Source organism: bacterium (assembly GCA_030019025.1).
Lineage (GTDB): Bacteria > Hydrothermota > Hydrothermia > UBA1063 > UBA1063 > UBA1063.
This window is the reverse complement of record JASEFR010000017.1, coordinates 21,999-38,186: the sequence shown is the minus strand read 5'-3', so window position 1 is coordinate 38,186 and position 16,188 is coordinate 21,999. Positions and strand designations below refer to the sequence as shown.

Annotated in this window: 10 protein-coding genes; 6 read left to right on the top strand and 4 right to left on the bottom strand. The window is 43.7% G+C overall.

Features of this window, described 5'->3' with window-relative positions; translation table 11 throughout:
• From QMD82_05585 to QMD82_05560, 6 genes are all read left to right on the top strand, one after another.
• Positions 1-1,203: DNA methyltransferase (locus QMD82_05585; protein ID MDI6851391.1), on the top strand; the 1,203-nt coding region annotated here is incomplete at its 5' end.
• A 7-nt stretch (positions 1,204-1,210) separates the two neighbouring features.
• The gene (locus QMD82_05580; GenBank protein ID MDI6851390.1) at positions 1,211-3,112 is read left to right on the top strand and encodes a hypothetical protein; all 1,902 of its coding nucleotides are present in this window, start codon (positions 1,211-1,213) and stop codon (positions 3,110-3,112) included.
• A 2-nt stretch (positions 3,113-3,114) separates the two neighbouring features.
• A complete protein-coding gene (locus QMD82_05575; protein ID MDI6851389.1) occupies positions 3,115-5,952 on the top strand; it encodes a DEAD/DEAH box helicase family protein in 2,838 nt (945 codons plus the stop codon).
• A gap of 116 nt (positions 5,953-6,068) precedes the next feature.
• Positions 6,069-6,896, top strand: a complete 828-nt coding sequence (locus QMD82_05570; GenBank protein MDI6851388.1) for a hypothetical protein — start codon at positions 6,069-6,071, stop codon at positions 6,894-6,896.
• A gap of 686 nt (positions 6,897-7,582) precedes the next feature.
• The gene (locus QMD82_05565; GenBank protein MDI6851387.1) at positions 7,583-7,711 is read left to right on the top strand and encodes a hypothetical protein; all 129 of its coding nucleotides are present in this window, start codon (positions 7,583-7,585) and stop codon (positions 7,709-7,711) included.
• Positions 7,712-7,714: 3 nt separating this feature from the next.
• Positions 7,715-9,649: a methyltransferase domain-containing protein gene (locus QMD82_05560; GenBank protein MDI6851386.1), complete on the top strand. Its 1,935-nt coding sequence runs from the start codon at positions 7,715-7,717 to the stop codon at positions 9,647-9,649.
• Between the two features lie 18 nt (positions 9,650-9,667).
• Here the strand turns inward: QMD82_05560 and QMD82_05555 are convergent, their stop codons facing one another.
• The 4 genes from QMD82_05555 to QMD82_05540 all read right to left on the bottom strand — a co-directional run bounded on the left by QMD82_05555 (position 9,668) and on the right by QMD82_05540 (position 16,099).
• Positions 9,668-9,991, bottom strand: a complete 324-nt coding sequence (locus QMD82_05555) for a M48 family metallopeptidase (GenBank protein MDI6851385.1) — start codon at positions 9,989-9,991, stop codon at positions 9,668-9,670.
• Positions 9,988-12,885, bottom strand: coding sequence for an HsdR family type I site-specific deoxyribonuclease (locus QMD82_05550; protein MDI6851384.1), 2,898 nt, complete (start codon positions 12,883-12,885; stop codon positions 9,988-9,990). The genes QMD82_05555 and QMD82_05550 overlap by 4 nt, the downstream gene beginning before the upstream one ends.
• A gap of 144 nt (positions 12,886-13,029) precedes the next feature.
• A complete protein-coding gene (locus QMD82_05545) occupies positions 13,030-14,799 on the bottom strand; it encodes a DUF262 domain-containing protein (protein MDI6851383.1) in 1,770 nt (589 codons plus the stop codon).
• Positions 14,792-16,099 (bottom strand): restriction endonuclease subunit S, encoded by a 1,308-nt coding sequence (locus tag QMD82_05540; protein MDI6851382.1) that lies wholly within the window; start codon positions 16,097-16,099, stop codon positions 14,792-14,794. Before QMD82_05540 ends, QMD82_05545 begins: the two co-directional genes overlap by 8 nt.
• Positions 16,100-16,188: the final 89 nt, after the last annotated feature.

The window sequence follows — 16,188 nt, the reverse complement described above, 5'->3', positions numbered from 1 at the left end:
TTTGTAAGGGAGATACACCCTGAAGGCAAAATCCCTGAAGATTGGTGGGAGATACCATATTTAAGGCCAAATGCTGAGGAAAATTTAAACTATCCCACCCAAAAACCCGAAAAGCTCCTTGAACGCATTATTCTGGCATCTTCAAACGAAGGCGACATCGTGGCTGACTTCTTCTGTGGGTCTGGGACTCTTGCGGCAGTTGCTGAGAAACTTGGAAGAAGATGGGTATGCTGTGATATGTCAAAGTATGCGATTCATGTAACGAGAAAGAGGCTTTTGGATATAGCGAATTCAATGGCACTCGGCGTAAAGGTTGAGGACGAGAGCAAAAGACCCCTTTATAGAAAGCCTGTAAGGCCTTTCTACCACGTGACCATAGCAAACTACATGACGGATAAGATGTATAACAGAGTGGATGTTATTAATCTGATTCTGAATCTTTACGGGGCATCTCCGATGAGGCAAGTATTTAAGTATCTTCACGGCTTAAGAGAGAAGGAGAGAGAAATAATTCATGTTGGTCAGGCGAACTTTCCGGTGACACCTGCTGAGATCCACGAAGTTATTAAGGAATTTAAAGAAACACCTTTCTACAGAGATGGATGGACTCTCGTGATCCTCGGATGGGACTGGGCACCTGATACTTTTGAGAGGGCCAAAGATTTATGGGAGATGCAGGATGTTAAGTTAAAGCTCTTGCACATTCCACCTATTGGAAAACTTGACGAAGTTATGAAGAGATACAACCTTGATTTATCAAAGGTTGCAAGGCTTGAATATGCCTTTGATGAGGAAGTAAGGAAGCATCTGAGGTTTATAGAGCCGGGGTATGTGTGGCTTGAAGTAAAGGAGGACGGACTAAAAGTGGAAATTGAAATTAAGGACTTTTGGGTGGAGCTTCCACACGGCTATGAGGAACTTGAAGAGGAGATAAGAAAGAGAATTCAAGAAGCAAAAAGCGACCAAGAAAGACAGAAGTATTTCCTTCCGCTCATAAACTACTGGGCTGTAGACTGGAATTACGATGGGGCTGTCTTCAAACATGATTTTGTAAGTTTTGATAAAAAACCTGGAGAAGGGAATGTGATTGTTAAGGCGACCCATACTTATGAGCGATCAGGAACCTACAGAGTCGTGGTTAAGATAACGGACATATTTGGCGGAGAGACTTCAAAGGAGATTATGGTTAATGTGAGGGGTTGAAAAAACGATGGAGCAGGCATCAGAAAAAACCTTGGTAAGTTTGGCGTATCTTAAGGTACTATGGGATAAGGAAGGTAAGGATTTATTGGATATATATCTCTACTTTTTAGCTGAATTTTTTAGAAGAAAAAATTATTCATCTATAGATGAAACCTCTGAATTTGTAAATCGTATTTCCAAAGAAATTGAAGAAGAATTTGGTCTTAAGATTCCTTATCATCCACTCTTATCATTGTTAAATAGAGCTAGAAAAAGAAAACTTTTAGAGAAAACGCAACATACATATTACATTAAAGAAGAAGAACTTAGTAAATACGTATTTAATGTCAATAGTGCCGAACGTTCCGTTAATAATTTAATCAAAATAATAGCAGCGCACGCCAGTAATATTTTCCCTCAAAAGTCGATTACAGAAGATCGAATAAAAAATGCTCTTATAAATTATTTAAATAGTTTTGGTCCATCCGCGCTTACCAGCGAAATTGAAGGCTTAGATGTTCTTAAAAGAACGATAATTTCTGAAAAACGTGAAGAGTTGTTTATTGTCAACAGAGTGATTCTTTATATGTACGAGAATGATAAGGATGGATGGTCGCTCCTTCAAAATGTTGCAACAGGGTATTTGCTTTCAAATATTATTTTATACGATCAGAATGCAATAAAGACTAAATTAAAAGGACTAAAAGTATATCTAGATACAAGAATAATTTTGCGACTTATAGGTGGAGAAGGAGAAGAGATGAAAGAAATATATAAGAATTTTATAAATAAATTGAAAGAGGAAGGAATTAAACTTCGCATTTTTCAACATACTTATGAGGAAGTAATGGATATTTTGGATGACTGTTATAAATGGATAGATAGCCCCGCGTATGATCCGTCAAAAGCAAGCTTGTCCTTGAGGCATTTTAAAGAAAAAGGTTTTCATCAATCCGATATTATATTGATTAGTGATAAATTAAAAGATAATTTGTTAAATATAGGTATAGAAATTGAACTTACTCCTCAAGAAAAGCCTGAATATAGCATAGATAGGAATAAGCTGAAAAATTATATAAGAGAAATTTATGAGAAAAATCCTAGCTTTGTGTATTGTGAAAAAGAACTCACAATAGAAAGAGACGTACAATCAATTTCGGCTATATATCAGCTCTGGCAAGGAAGTAAACCAATTAATCTTAAACAGGCAAAATGTATCTTTATCACTTCTAATGCCGGTCTTGCCTATGCTTCTAGTGTATTTCATAAAGAAAAATCTCCGCGGGGTTTTTATATCCCACCATGCATAACTGATATTTTCTTGGGTACAATGGTATGGCTTAATGATCCTGTCAAGGTTCAAGAAATAATGCCTATGACTCTCATTTCAATGTCTATGGCTATTCTACGAGACAGTGGCGAATTTATGGAAAAGTGGTATTCAGAGATTAAAAAACTTTTAACAGAAGGAAATATAACCGAGGAAGATTTCATTCTTCTGCGTGATTCTCAAATTGCGCGAGAACTTTTAGATAAAAAAAACTTGGGTGATCCAGAAGCTATATCTCCTAAAACAGCTATTGAAATTCTGCAGGAAATTGAACAAAGAGCATCGCAGAAATACGAAGAGGAAAGACGGAGCCACGAAAAAACCCGTGAAGAACTAGAACAAATGAAAAGAAAGGAGAAGGAAAGAGAAGAAAAACTCTCTAGAAGAGCACAAAAATACGCCACAATGATAATCTGGTTTAGTCTATCGCTTGGAATTATTTTACTTGTATTATCGTTACTTTTGAAGGGAACGATATGGAAGGCTATCAGCATAGTTTTCACAGTTATTTTATTTATTTTGGGAGCGTTAGGAATAACAGTCAAACAGAGCAAACAGTTTCTTGTGAAGAGAATAAAAGGATTTTTGAAGGGAGAATAAAAATGTCAAGAAAAAAGAAAAAAGATGTTATGACATTTGAGGTGAGAAAGCCCTCATCAGACATAACTTTCATCCACCCTGATTCAATTCTTGAACCTTATCCTAAGGAAATCAGAATTGAGGATCCATATCTTGATAATGTTAAAAGGAAGTTCAGAGAATACATCTTAAACGGTATTGCATGGGCTAATGAGCAGAGAAAGAATGGGGATCCTTATGCAAGGTTCCCATCGGAGGCTGTCTGCGTAAATAATTTAAGATTAGAAGTCAAGAGATGGAGAGAGGAGGGATATCCGAACGTAACTGATACGACGAGATATTTACTTAATTTCTGGTTTGAACAGCCAAGAGACAAAGTATTCTGGTTCTCCCAACGGGAGGCTGTTGAAACGCTGATTTATTTATATGAAGTTAAAGGAATCACGAAAGTTAGTGAACTTTTGAATGAATATGGTGCTTTCAAACTTTCAGGATACGAAGAATACGATAAATATCCAAGATTTGCTTTTAGAATGGCAACAGGCTCAGGAAAAACCCTTGCGATGGCTCTCCTAACTGTATGGTCATTTTTCAACTACCTTTATGAGGATAGAGAGAAATACACGAGATTCTTTCTTTTTGTAGCGCCGAACATAATAGTTTACGACAGGCTAAGGAAAGACCTTGAGGATTTATCAATATATGAGGAATTCCACCTTATTCCGGAAGAGTGGAAAAGAAATTTTAAAGTTCAAGTGATCACAAGGGATACGTTTTCAGATGCTGATAGGTTCCCGCCACCGGATGATGAGAGCGTGATATTTGTAACAAATATCCATCAGATAGGTTTTAGAGAGAAAAGGAAGAAAGAAGAAGATATTATAACCCCATTGTTTGATATTCCTTATCCTGGAAGTGAACCATACAAAGCAAAATCGATTAAACTGTGGGAAATACTAAATAACTATCCTAACCTTATGATTCTGAAAGATGAAGCCCATCACATACACAGGGAGGAAAGCAGTTGGCAGAATTATCTCTGGAGTTTACACGAGGCTATGCTTTCAAATCACTCTAAAGGCATCTTTATGGAACTTGATTTTACTGCAACCCCAAAGGATGAAAAAGGGGCTTTGTTTCCGTGGATAATTGTAGATTTTTCTTTAAGAGAAGCATTGCAAACTGGAATTGTGAAATATCCAGCAAAGGTTATAGTCCATGATGCTCCACCCATCAAAAAAGGTTTTAGCATAGACGACTTTATACCCTACATAAAGGCTGCTTTAGATAGATGGAGAAAACATAAAGAGAAATTAAGAGAACTTGGAAGAAAATCTGTTCTATTCATAATGGCAGATGAAATATCAAATGCAGAAGCAATTTATGAAAAACTGCTTGAAGAACCTGACATTGATTCATCAAACATGATGCTTGTTCATTCAGAACTTGATGAATGGAAAACAAGATTAAAAGAAAAAGGAAAGGAGATTGTATCAAAGATTCGGATAAACGGTGAAGAAAGGGATATTGATAAGGAGCTTGCTGTAGAGCTTGTAAGGAAACTTGATGATCCCTATAACCCTATAGAGGTTATATCCAGCGTTATGATGCTGAACGAAGGTTGGGATGTCCGCTCGGTTACAGTGATTTTAGGGCTTAGATCTTATGCTTCTGAAAGGGAGATACTGCCGGAGCAGGTCATAGGGAGGGGATTAAGAAAACTTTTTCCAGAAGAAGGTGTTAATGTAGAAAAATGGGTAAATATTTTGGAGGTTGTGGGGCCTCCCAATCTCATTAAGGTTTTGGATGACCTTGAACGGCTTGAAGGTATAAAAATTCCAGAAGCTCCAAAAGAGTTCTTTGTATCGTTTAATCCTCGAATAGAAGCAGAAGAAGAATTGAAGTTTGAGATCCCAAAAGCGGAATTTCTATCTTTCAACGAGAATATAGATGTTGAAGCTATTATAAAGGAGATCTTTTCAAAGTTGCCATCAAATGTTTATAAGCTAGCTGAAATTGATGAATTCAAGAAAAAATATGACTACGAGGTTATTGACTTGAAAGGGCAGACCTTGGATGAAGGGGAGATAGAGGCATTGGCATATGATGTTTCTATTATACGACTAACTCAACTAGCAAGAGATTTACAGGAAGAAATACCTCTCCCGAATTCTTTTAATTTACTTCTTAATGCTTTAGAGAACTATATTTCAGAAAAGCTTTTTGACGAACCTGTTGAATTAGATGATGCTGTATTGAGATTTCTATCGGTAAAGGGTTGGTATTCGCAGATCAAAATGGAAATAATAGAGTTTGCTAAACCATTGATAAGTAATCCCGTTTTTTCAACAGAGGTGGAATTGAAGCAGGTCATTAAGGTAGAGGAACTTGATAGCTTTCCTTGGACAAAAGAGTTTGCTGACTCAGAAAAGAGCTTATTTGTTAGAATTGCTTATGAGGACGATGAAGAGGTAAGAATTCCTTCCTCACCAGTGGATAATAATATGGAGGCTGATTTCGTAAACTTTTTAACAATGGCTGATGATGTAATATCCTTCATAAAAAACATACCAAATATAGTGGGATTAAAAATCACCTATTATGATTCAAGAGAAAGGAAATGGAGGAAGTTCTATCCAGATTTTATTGTGAAAACAAATCATGGGTATTATCTTATTGAAACCAAGGGAAGGGAGGAGATTCAGGTTCCTGATAAGAATATCGCTGCTTTAAAGTGGTGCGAGGCTGTGAGCAAAGCCACTAACAATAGATGGGTATATTTATACTTACGAGAGAAAGATTGGAGTGGAAAACTCTATCTTGAAGATTGTGAGAGAGACAATACGGCTGATGTCGCCTAACAGCAGACATACGGCTACGGTGCTTCGCACCTCCGCCCAAATCCCGAGTATCGTCGGGACTTCGTATGTCCGCAAAATGTTATACGCAATCGGATTAATCAAGGGAGGTGAAGATTATGAAAAAAGAAAATCTTGAAAAAATTCAAGGGACACTTGAATTAATAACTCGTAAATGGTGGTTTTTAGTTCTTTTTATTCTGGTCGGAACGATAAGTCCACCGATTGTTACAAAAGGATTTGATCCTTCTAAAATAGGTGAAATTATAAGACATATACGCCAGAATTCCTTGCTTAGATTTTGCTCTCCTTTGTATCCTGTTTTCAAAATTATTCCAATTATTTTAGTTTTTGCTTTAATTTTGTATGGAAATCGAATTGGCAGAATCTTTTCTTTTTATGTTGGTATTAATTATCTTCTTTTTGCATTTCTTCAAGGTATCGCGATAACCGATAAATATGGTTTTGGAATGGTGACAGGTAATTTCATCCTCATGATACTTGTTTCCATCTTCTGGTTCTGGGAGGCATCTGTTAATAAAAATAATTTCACTCCTCAAAAACTACCTATTACAAGATATTGGGTTGTCCCATTAGCATTTTTAGCCTTCTGGTATCCAGTAAACCTTGAATCAATGAAACCTGATTTTAATCTTGTTTATTTATTCACAAACCCAGCGGGTTTAGCCTTTTGTACCATGACGCCTGTATATCTTGGAATACTCACTTTTTATTATCCCAAGGTTAATATCGTAACCCTTAGGGTTACAAGCCTCGCTGGAATAATCATTGGTTTCTGGAATATGGTAGAGAATTTTTTGATTAAGCCCGATATTTTGTGGTGGAATGGAGTGTTACATCTCCCCTTGGTCTTTATCTCTATCTATGCTCTCATCCTTTCTTTTAAAAAGATACAACTGGTAGAATCCACAAAGGAGAAAAAGTGATGGGTATTAGCTAACAACGTATAGCGGTGGATAATATGAACTCTGTTAACTTCTTTTCTCCTTCCGATTTCCATTGGCCTTGATTATTTCATTTAGGTCTTATAGTATTTTTCCCAAATCTCTTTTTCTTACCCGGTTGTTTATATTTATCTTTAAATGAAACCGGAATAATTGATGCTTTGCCTCTGGAAATTCATCTCCTATCGCCTCTCTCAATTCTCTTGAATCATCGCTTATTATCATCTTTATTCTCTTTAATCTTTGGTTCCTTAGAGCCCTGAATAATCGTTTTCCACATCTTTTCCTTCGTGTAAAAAATATCACGGTATATCTCTCCTACTATCGTCCTTGGATTTCCTGTGTAATCCCCGTTCTTCTCTGTCTCTTGATGCTCCCTTGAATATTCCGCTCGCTTCTCCCTTAAAATTTCTTCTTTTATCCCTTAAAAATTTTTTGTGATTGACCTGTTAGTCATTTTTATCTCTCCCCCAAAGGAGCTTTCCCTCCCCTTGACACATTTTTGTTTACAATGCCGGCTTTTGTCAAATTTTGGAAAAGTTACAAACGAAGTTTTCAAAATTTGAATGATAAGCATGCTGAAAGGCCTGGAAAACGCAGGAAGTAAAACTTGCTTTTTTTCAAAAGGTGAAGATTATAATAAAGCACTTACATTGGCGGGGGATTAGATGGACGAGGAAATACCGTTACCTGGCGGTAGACGCAAGTTTGCCGCCTTTTCTAATCAGATTTCGCCTTACGGCGAAACTTTAAATATTCCTATAAACTCAGGCTATACATCACCCTTCAGGGGGTAAAATATGGATGAAAAATTATCCAAGCCTAAAATAGTCCGAAAAAGGGCAGTCAATGAAAAAGGCCCCAGGTGTCTCGGCCCTGTGGTTAACGTGGAAGAACAGGTGCCACCAGACTGGTGGCGACGGATTTTCAATTCACTCTACCTGAAAACGGATGCAGATGTGGTGGATGATATGCTTATCACTAAGGCGGAGGTGGATATATTCTCGGAAATCCTCAGACTTTCACCAGACGATAAAATTCTGGATTTATGCTGCGGACAGGGCCGTCATTCTTTAGAACTGGCAAGGCGCGGTTTTCAAAATGTTGAAGGATTAGACCGGTCACACTACCTGATTCAAAAGGCAAAAACACAGGCGAAAAAGGAAAACTTAAATGTCAAATTTAGGGAAGGAGATGCCAGAAAACTGCCGTATCCACCTGATACTTTTGATGTTGTGCTAATTCTGGGAAACAGCTTTGGCTATTTTGAGACGATTCAGGAGGATCTTAGAGTTCTAAAAGAGGTTTTCAGAGTTCTCAAACCCTGGGGAAGGCTTCTTATAGATGTAGCTAATGGTGAATATCTGAGGGAAAACTTTCAGCCCAGATCGTGGGAGTGGTTAGACAAAAAGTATTTTGTTTGCAGGGAGCGCTATCTTTCCCTGGACAAACAGCGTTTAATATCAAGAGAAATAATTACTCATGTGGAAAAAGGCGTTATAGCAGACCAGTTTTATGCAGAAAGGCTTTATACTCATGATAGCCTGAGCGAGCTTTTAAAAACTGTGGGTTTCAGTGACGTAACGTTTCACGGAGAAATCTCACCTGATTCTCAAAGGAAGCAGGATTTGGGGATGATGGAAAGAAGAATCGTTGTGACTGCTGTGGCTAAAAAGCAATGGACACCGGTTAAAAAGAAGGAAACGAAGGCAACCAGGAATGTAGTCGTCCTTCTCGGCGATCCACAGAAGCCAGATCCACTTAAGCCCTTAAGTGTTTTTGATGATGATGACCTCTACACGATTGATCAACTGAAGGACGCTCTAAGGGAGCTTAAAGGATATAATTTTACCTACCTGACCAATCATGATACCCTGATTAATGACCTGATGAAACTGAAACCCAAGATAGATTTCGTATTTAACTTGTGTGATGAAGGTTATTACAACGACCCACGGAAGGAGGCCCATATACCAGCTTTGCTGGAAATGCTTGGTATTCCATACACTGGTTCAGGGCCACGGGCACTTATTAATTGTTACGACAAATCCCTCGTGCGCGGTGTTGCAAGAGAAATGGGAATCCCCGTACCTTCTGCCGTTCTTATAAACCCTGAAGACATAATATTTGAGCTTCCTTTAAGTTTTCCAGTCATCGTGAAACCCAACTTTGGAGATTCAAGTTTTGGAATTACGCAAAAGAGTGTTGCAAACAGTTTTGAAGAACTCTTGACTACAATTTCCGAAGTTCGGAAAAAATTTGGTTATGATAAACCAATTTTAGTGGAAGAATTCCTTACGGGGAAAGATCTGAGCGTGGGAATCATTGGGAATCCCCCAGAAGATTACAGAGTTTTGCCTGTTATTGAGGAAGATTACTCGGCTCTACCGCCTGAGCTTCCCAAAATATGCGGGTACGAAGCCAAGTGGCTTCCGGATTCTCCCTACTGGAACATTAAGTCTATACGCGCCAATCTTCCAGAGGAAACAGAAAAATTCATTGTGGGGTGTTGTTTGAGGCTGTTTGAGAGGCTGGATTGCAAAGATTACTGCCGATTTGACTGGAGGCTTGATGCAGAAGGTAATCCTAAACTCCTTGAGGTAAATCCCAATCCCGGCTGGTGTTGGGACGGACATCTTGCAAAGATGGCAGGTATTGCTGGAATGTCTTATTCTGAACTTCTCAAAGCCATTTTAGAAGCAGCAGAGCACAGGCTAAAAATCGGGGGATCGTAAAAAGGATAGGCTCAATATCTATGTGGTTTGGTGAAGAATTGCTCGCACAAGGGCTTTAAAAAGCTTATTGTGAGCACCGTACCCGAGCTTGAGGTGTACGAGTTCGTGCACGATGACTTCATGGCGAAATGAAGCAGGCTGGTTCAAAAGTTCAAGATTCAAGGTAAGTCTTCCTCGGGTGGATATGCTTGCCCACTTTTGCTTCATGGGGCGAATTTGAATTTCTCGCAGTCGATCTTCCACGCCTACACGCCGAGCCCAGGTGAGTACCTCAGCAATAAGGATATCCCGGGTAACATTTTCATGAAAAGTTTCTATTGGATTGTTTTTGTTTTTCTTCATGTCGTAGCCTTTCGGAGTAAGGTGAACATCTCGTCGGTCCAGGCAACCACATCCTTTATACCCGCGTTGATTAGCTCTTTGTAAATCTTTTTGCGTAGTTCACGCTCATGAGTTGCACTTACAGCCCAGTGGGGAAAGTCTCGGAAGGCGGGTTCCAAAGAAGCGGCCAGCTTTTCAGCCTGTTTTGCGTCAATTCCCTTTTGCACTCTTAGCCACCAGGCTACAGCAAAAGCTTCCGGTGAGAGTTCACTTTTCTGTCGCTGTGTCTGTGCTTCCTGAATGTCATGAACCAGTTCTGAAAGTTGTTCTAAAGCCTGCTGACTGTCAAGTTGTCGTTCTTCAAAGGCACGACGAATAGCCTCTGCTCGCTCCCCGATGGGAATGAGATAGGGTTCCTTTTTACCTTCAAGTTCAACGAGTCGATATAGTTCTTTAAGAAGGTTGAACACCTTTACTGTGTCGGGTTTATCGTTTTTAGTCAAAGCCAGAAGCGCTCCAGCCCCGATTTCATAGGTTTTGTGCGGTTCGTGTATTGTTTCTGTAGTTGTGTGTTTTTGCACGATTTGAGCAGTCTTATGCAGGAATGACTTGTCTACTGGCACGCCTGGTTCGTAAGCGCCTCTTAGGAGACGATACATGTTTACCAGCTTCTGGTAATCCTCCAGATAAGGGCGAAGAAATGGATCTGGTGAGAGAATTTCGTAGGTTTCTTCAAGTTCGCGGAAGAATCGATAGAATTTTTCGCGGATTTCTTTGTCCCGAAAATAAAGTAAAACAGCTTCCGCGGCCTTGTCTTCGTTTTTCCCTTGAGCTATTGGAAGATATTTTTCCCGTGCTTCAAGCATCATATCCGAAAAGTGGGATTGCAATACCTCCAGCCCCTGAACGACCCCTTCCACATCTTTTGAGTCAAATGCAAGTGCGCGCTCCAGATTATTAAAGATGCCAAGGAAGTCAACGATCAAACCGCTTGTCTTACGACGGCCTTGTTCGTCTTCATAGGGACGGTTGACACGGGCGATAGCCTGTAGCAGTACATGGTCTCTCATAGGCTTGTCCAGATATATGCAGTACAGTATGGGCGCATCGTATCCGGTAAGAAGCTTATCGGTAACAATTATGATCTTGGGGTTTTCATCAGGTTTACGGAAAGCCCTGCGGATAGAAGCTTCTTCCTCTTCATTTATGTGGTAGCGCCGCATGTGGGGTGGATCGTTATACCCGCGACTGATGAGTACCTGACTCATCTCAGATGGTAGGTAATGATTGAGTGCTTCTTTATAGAAACAGCAAGCCTCGCGGTCTACCGCTACCAGAAAGGCCTTGTAGCCCATGGGTTCCACATATTTTCGGAAGTGGTCCGCCACAAAAGCGGCGATTTTCTCAATCCGGTCAGGGTTTTTGAGCATGTTCTTAAGGGTGACAGCCCGGTCAAGAACACGGTTTAGTTCTTCTACGTCGGCCACGCCCTCAAGTTCAGCTGCTGACCAGAATTCTTTTTCCATCGCCTCTCGGTCCACCACAAGATCGTTGGGAGCCATCTGATAATGAAGTGGGACCGTTGAACCGTCTTCGATAGATTCGCGAATGGAATACTTATCAAGATAACCACCAGGATCTCCACCGCCGAAAACCTTGAAGGTGCCCTTTCCGTGGCTTGTTTTGTCAACAGGTGTGCCGGTAAAGCCGATGAATGTGGCGTTGGGCAGTGCACCCATCAGATAGTTCCCCAGGTTAGCACCGGTGGAGCGGTGGGCTTCATCCACAAGTACAAAGATGTTTTTTCTAGTGTTTAGATTGGCATCAGCGTCGTCAAATTTGTGGATCATTGAGACAATCAGCCCCCGGGTGTCATGCTTCAGGAGGTCGCGCAGGTGACGCTTGCTTTGAGCTACAACAACTCGATTAAATCCCACTGATTCCAGGTTCTGGAAGAGCTGCTGCTGGAGTTCATTGCGGTCCACTATCATGAGCACCGTGGGGTTCTCAAAATGAGGGTCTTCTAAGAGCAACTTGGCTACTGTGATCATGGTGTATGTTTTACCGGACCCCTGAGTATGCCAGATAAGACCACGCCGCTTCTCCGGATCAGCAGCCCTGACGATCACCTTCTCAGCTGCTCTCATCTGGTGAGGTCTGAGTACTGCCTTGGAAAGTTCACCATCCTTTCTAACGAAGAGAATATAATCTGTAAGTAAACGCAGCAACCGGCGAGGTGCCAAAAAAGTCTTAACTAAGGTTTCAAAGTCCCCTGCCTGCTCGTCCTTCCAGTTAAACAGTGCCTTACGGGAAAGGTTCCAGGTAGGGCCATAGAAGAACCTGACCAGATGGGTGAGGGCGAAGAGCTGGGCTTGGGCCATAAGTTCTGGTCCCTGCTCGTGGTAGCGGCGAATCTGGTCAAAGGCCTCGGCGATCCCTTCAGACCGAGTGGCAGCCTTAGTTTCCACTACAACAACGGGGATCCCATTGACAAGGAGTACAATGTCGGCTCGGATACCGGTGTGACCCGAAATGAAGCGAAACTCGTCCGTGATGTGGAAGGTATTGGCTTCTACATTCTTTGGATCAATAAGGCGGATGTTTTTCTCTCTTCGTTCGGCCTCTACGAAGACCGTCTTAAGCCCTTTGAGATATTCCCAGGCTTCAAGGTTCCCTTCAATGTTGGGCCTTACACGCACCAATCGGGCGATAATTTCTTCAGCTTTGGCTACCGAATCTACCGCACCGGGGTTAAGCCGCTGGAGCTGTTCTATCAAAACTGTTCTTAAAATCGGGCTGTCCTCACCACCTCGAAGGCGCAGGGCTTCCTCTGGAGGAAGATACTTCCAACCCACCTCCTGGGCATAGCGAAGGAAGGGGTTTTGAACTGCTTTCCGTTCACTCCCGAGGGTCATGGGCTGCCTCCGAGGTTTTTGTCGCATTTCCGTGTATTCCCACATGTGTATATATAATGCGATATATAGAGATTATGGCGGCGAAACGCTGTGCGCCAAAATTGATTATAGGGCCACGCCGACATCTACCCATATTGATTGTGGCTAGCATATCTGTCCCTGTGAAAGGCGTTCGAAACCCCGCCGAATGATGGCGGCCATGCGTTTGCGGCGCTCTTCCAAAAACGTCTCGTAATCCATGGTGTACCATCCTTCGGGCAGGGCGTGGAACTCGTACATTTCCCGCAACTCGTCGCTGCTAAAGCGCGCTTCGTATTGGGGCGCGTATTCAGCCGGCGGTTGATCGCTGATGTCAATGTTGTCGTACCATTCCACCAGCGCATAATTGGCTACTTGGTTGATGTCACGGGGGTCGGTAATGCCCTGACTCTGCAGATATCCTCGGGGAAATAGATGGTGGCGTTCCAGGGCCTGTTTCCTGGCGTGAGTAGAAGGGTCCAGCAGGTCGCGAACCTTCATGCGTGAATATAGCACGGGCGCGTCAAGGATGCACAGAGCGGCGAAATAGGCAGATTGCCCGGTGTTTCGGGCCGATGCGGTGGCCAGTTCGTTGGGCAACGTCACCTTCCAGTAGTCCTGAGTCAGCACCGCGGCCATCTCGTGCTCGAGGACCCGTACGAAATCTTCCTCACGGGACAAATTGCGCAGCATGGCCAAATCCTGGTCCATACGCGTCTCAGGGGAAGAGGTGTAGCGGCCGGTGAGGGAGCTCATGAAGAACCACCGGGCCATTAGGTCGCGAAGATTAGAGAGATCCATTCTAAAATCCCGGCTGCCAATGAGCCATAGGGCATAGGTGTAGACCAGCGCCGTTTCGGAGGTAATCATCTTGGGGTGGATGTATCCAGCCCGCTTGATCACTTTAAGAAATTCGTGCCAGTTCTGCAGGTCCAGCACTTTGGCCTGGGCTTCTTGCAAGAGCGCAAACTGGACATCGCGGCGTTCGGGCGAAAATTCGCCGGTCTGCAAGTCTTTGCCCCGCAGGATGGAATAGACATGCTCCAACCGGGCGCGGCGGAAGGCCAGGGCGACATCCACACGTAGCAGTTGGTCCGGCGACGGCTGAAAGTACGGATTATAAGGAGATGGGCAGTTATCCGCCGAGGGCTGCTTGGCCCGGCGGGCAAAGTCTTCCAGTTCTTTGCGGCCTTCATCCCAGAAGACGGACATCAGCGTGAGGATGAAATCCGCCTGGTTGAGGGTGCGGCCACGGCTGTTGATGCGCACGAAAATCTCCGAAACCTGTTCCTCCGTGGCGTTGACCGAGATTTCCAGCGCGGTCAGCGGGTAGTTGATGAGGTTGACCAACCGCTGGATCGCCTTTGGAATCCGTTTGCGGTCTTCGGGGGTGGGCAGGTGGCGCTCGGCCAGGCGCTCCATAATCTCGGAGACGAAAGCATACTGATCAAAGTCGGTTTGCCAGAGCACGCTGATGTCGGGAATCCATTCCGGACTGCGTTCGATGGCTGTGTTGGTGACCTCGAACTTCTCTTCTACCGGGTTGAAGGCAATGCGTAACCGGCGTTGTTGGAAATCTTTGTCCACAATGGGCACGCCCTTCATCACCGCGTAAAGCGCGGTAAGGCGTTGCTGGCCGTCTACGATGAGCAGGTGGGGGACCTTTTGCTTGTTGTCCACCCCGATGATGCGGTGTTCGCCGGGATAGCCATTTTCCCAAAAGAGCAGGGTGCCGATGGGATAACCACGGTACATGGAATCAAAGAGGTCACGCACCTGGCTAGTGTCCCATACAAAGGGCCGCTGGATGTCCGGCAGCCCGATTTCCCCAATTGCGATATCTTCCAGCAGTTTTCCTACGGTGTAATCCACCTTTTTGAAAAGCAGGTTACTCATGGTTGGTCACCTCCTCAAACCGGGCAATGAATTCCTTGGGCAATCGCACCCTGGCGGTCATCAGATGGTGCAGCAGCGCCTTGAAGAGCCCCTCCAGCGCCTCCTTTCGCCTTTCTTCGGCCTGGATTTTTTCGTCCACCGCGCGCAGGATGCGGGCGATTTCCTGCTGCTCGGGGAGCGGGGGAAGGGGGATGAAAAGATTGTGGAAAAGCTCCTTATTGACATGGGGAATAGTTGACCCTGTTGTTTGCGTGTTTAACAGCTCAAACTGAATGGAAAGGAGGAAAAAAAGATAGTCCTGACGGAGGTCTTCTGTAGGCGTAACCCGAACCATGGTGGATGCGAGGACTCCGTCAAGACCTGTAAAAACTTGTCCAGCTTTTGAGCCGTCCCAGATGAGCACTACATCCTCTCGGGAACAGAGTGGCATGCGAGATAAGCATTCAACCGGAACCCACCCGCTGGCAGCCCCTGTACGAAAATAGTCAGCTGTCAAGTATGGCAAAGCCCCAGCAACATAAGCGTTCAACAGTTTAGGCGGCTTTCGCCCTTTAGTTAAACTTACCACCTCCCCCAGCCTCACCACCCGCCAGTGCGCTGGGATGGGGCCGATTTCGGTCTCCTGCAGGGGAACCTGGTCGGCCTGGTCCACGGGCACGGGGCCGTAGGTGAAGAGGTGGCGCATGAGGCTCCTTTTCAGCTCCCGCGCAGCGGCGATGACCCGCTCGGTAGTCTCCTTCGCCTCCTGCACCGCGTGCAGGACGTGGGCAATGGCGCGCTGCTCGGGGAGCGGGGGAAGGGGGATGAAAAGATTGTGGAAAAGCTCCTTATTGACATGGGGAATAGTTGACCCTGTTGTTTGCGTGTTTAACAGCTCAAACTGAATGGAAAGGAGGAAAAAAAGATAGTCCTGACGGAGGTCTTCTGTAGGCGTAACCCGAACCATGGTGGATGCGAGGACTCCGTCAAGACCTGTAAAAACTTGTCCAGCTTTTGAGCCGTCCCAGATGAGCACTACATCCTCTCGGGAACAGAGTGGCATGCGAGATAAGCATTCAACCGGAACCCACCCGCTGGCAGCCCCTGTACGAAAATAGTCAGCTGTCAAGTATGGCAAAGCCCCAGCAACATAAGCGTTCAACAGTTTAGGCGGCTTTCGCCCTTTAGTTAAACTTACCACCTCCCCCAACCTCACCACCCGCCACTCCTCGGGCAATGGTCCGAGCTCGGTCATGCGGTAGCCTTCGGGGAGATCTAAGGTATTGTTGTTCCAAGCTTTGCCCTGTTCCTTTCCTGTCATGGCTCTTTTGTCCCCTTTGTGTCCCCTTTAAGTCCCCTTTGAGCCATTTCCGAACACTCCTTGCATCCTTTCACGCGCCTTTTGCTCCA

Coding starts and splice junctions, on each gene's coding strand:
- QMD82_05580 (MDI6851390.1), top strand. CDS start 1,211: ATGGAGCAGGCATCAGAAAAAACCTTGGTAAGTTTGGCGTATCTTAAG.
- QMD82_05575 (MDI6851389.1), top strand. CDS start 3,115: ATGTCAAGAAAAAAGAAAAAAGATGTTATGACATTTGAGGTGAGAAAG.
- QMD82_05570 (MDI6851388.1), top strand. CDS start 6,069: ATGAAAAAAGAAAATCTTGAAAAAATTCAAGGGACACTTGAATTAATA.
- QMD82_05565 (MDI6851387.1), top strand. CDS start 7,583: ATGGACGAGGAAATACCGTTACCTGGCGGTAGACGCAAGTTTGCCGCC.
- QMD82_05560 (MDI6851386.1), top strand. CDS start 7,715: ATGGATGAAAAATTATCCAAGCCTAAAATAGTCCGAAAAAGGGCAGTC.
- QMD82_05555 (MDI6851385.1), bottom strand. CDS start 9,991: ATGAAGAAAAACAAAAACAATCCAATAGAAACTTTTCATGAAAATGTT.
- QMD82_05550 (MDI6851384.1), bottom strand. CDS start 12,885: ATGACCCTCGGGAGTGAACGGAAAGCAGTTCAAAACCCCTTCCTTCGC.
- QMD82_05545 (MDI6851383.1), bottom strand. CDS start 14,799: ATGAGTAACCTGCTTTTCAAAAAGGTGGATTACACCGTAGGAAAACTG.
- QMD82_05540 (MDI6851382.1), bottom strand. CDS start 16,099: ATGACAGGAAAGGAACAGGGCAAAGCTTGGAACAACAATACCTTAGAT.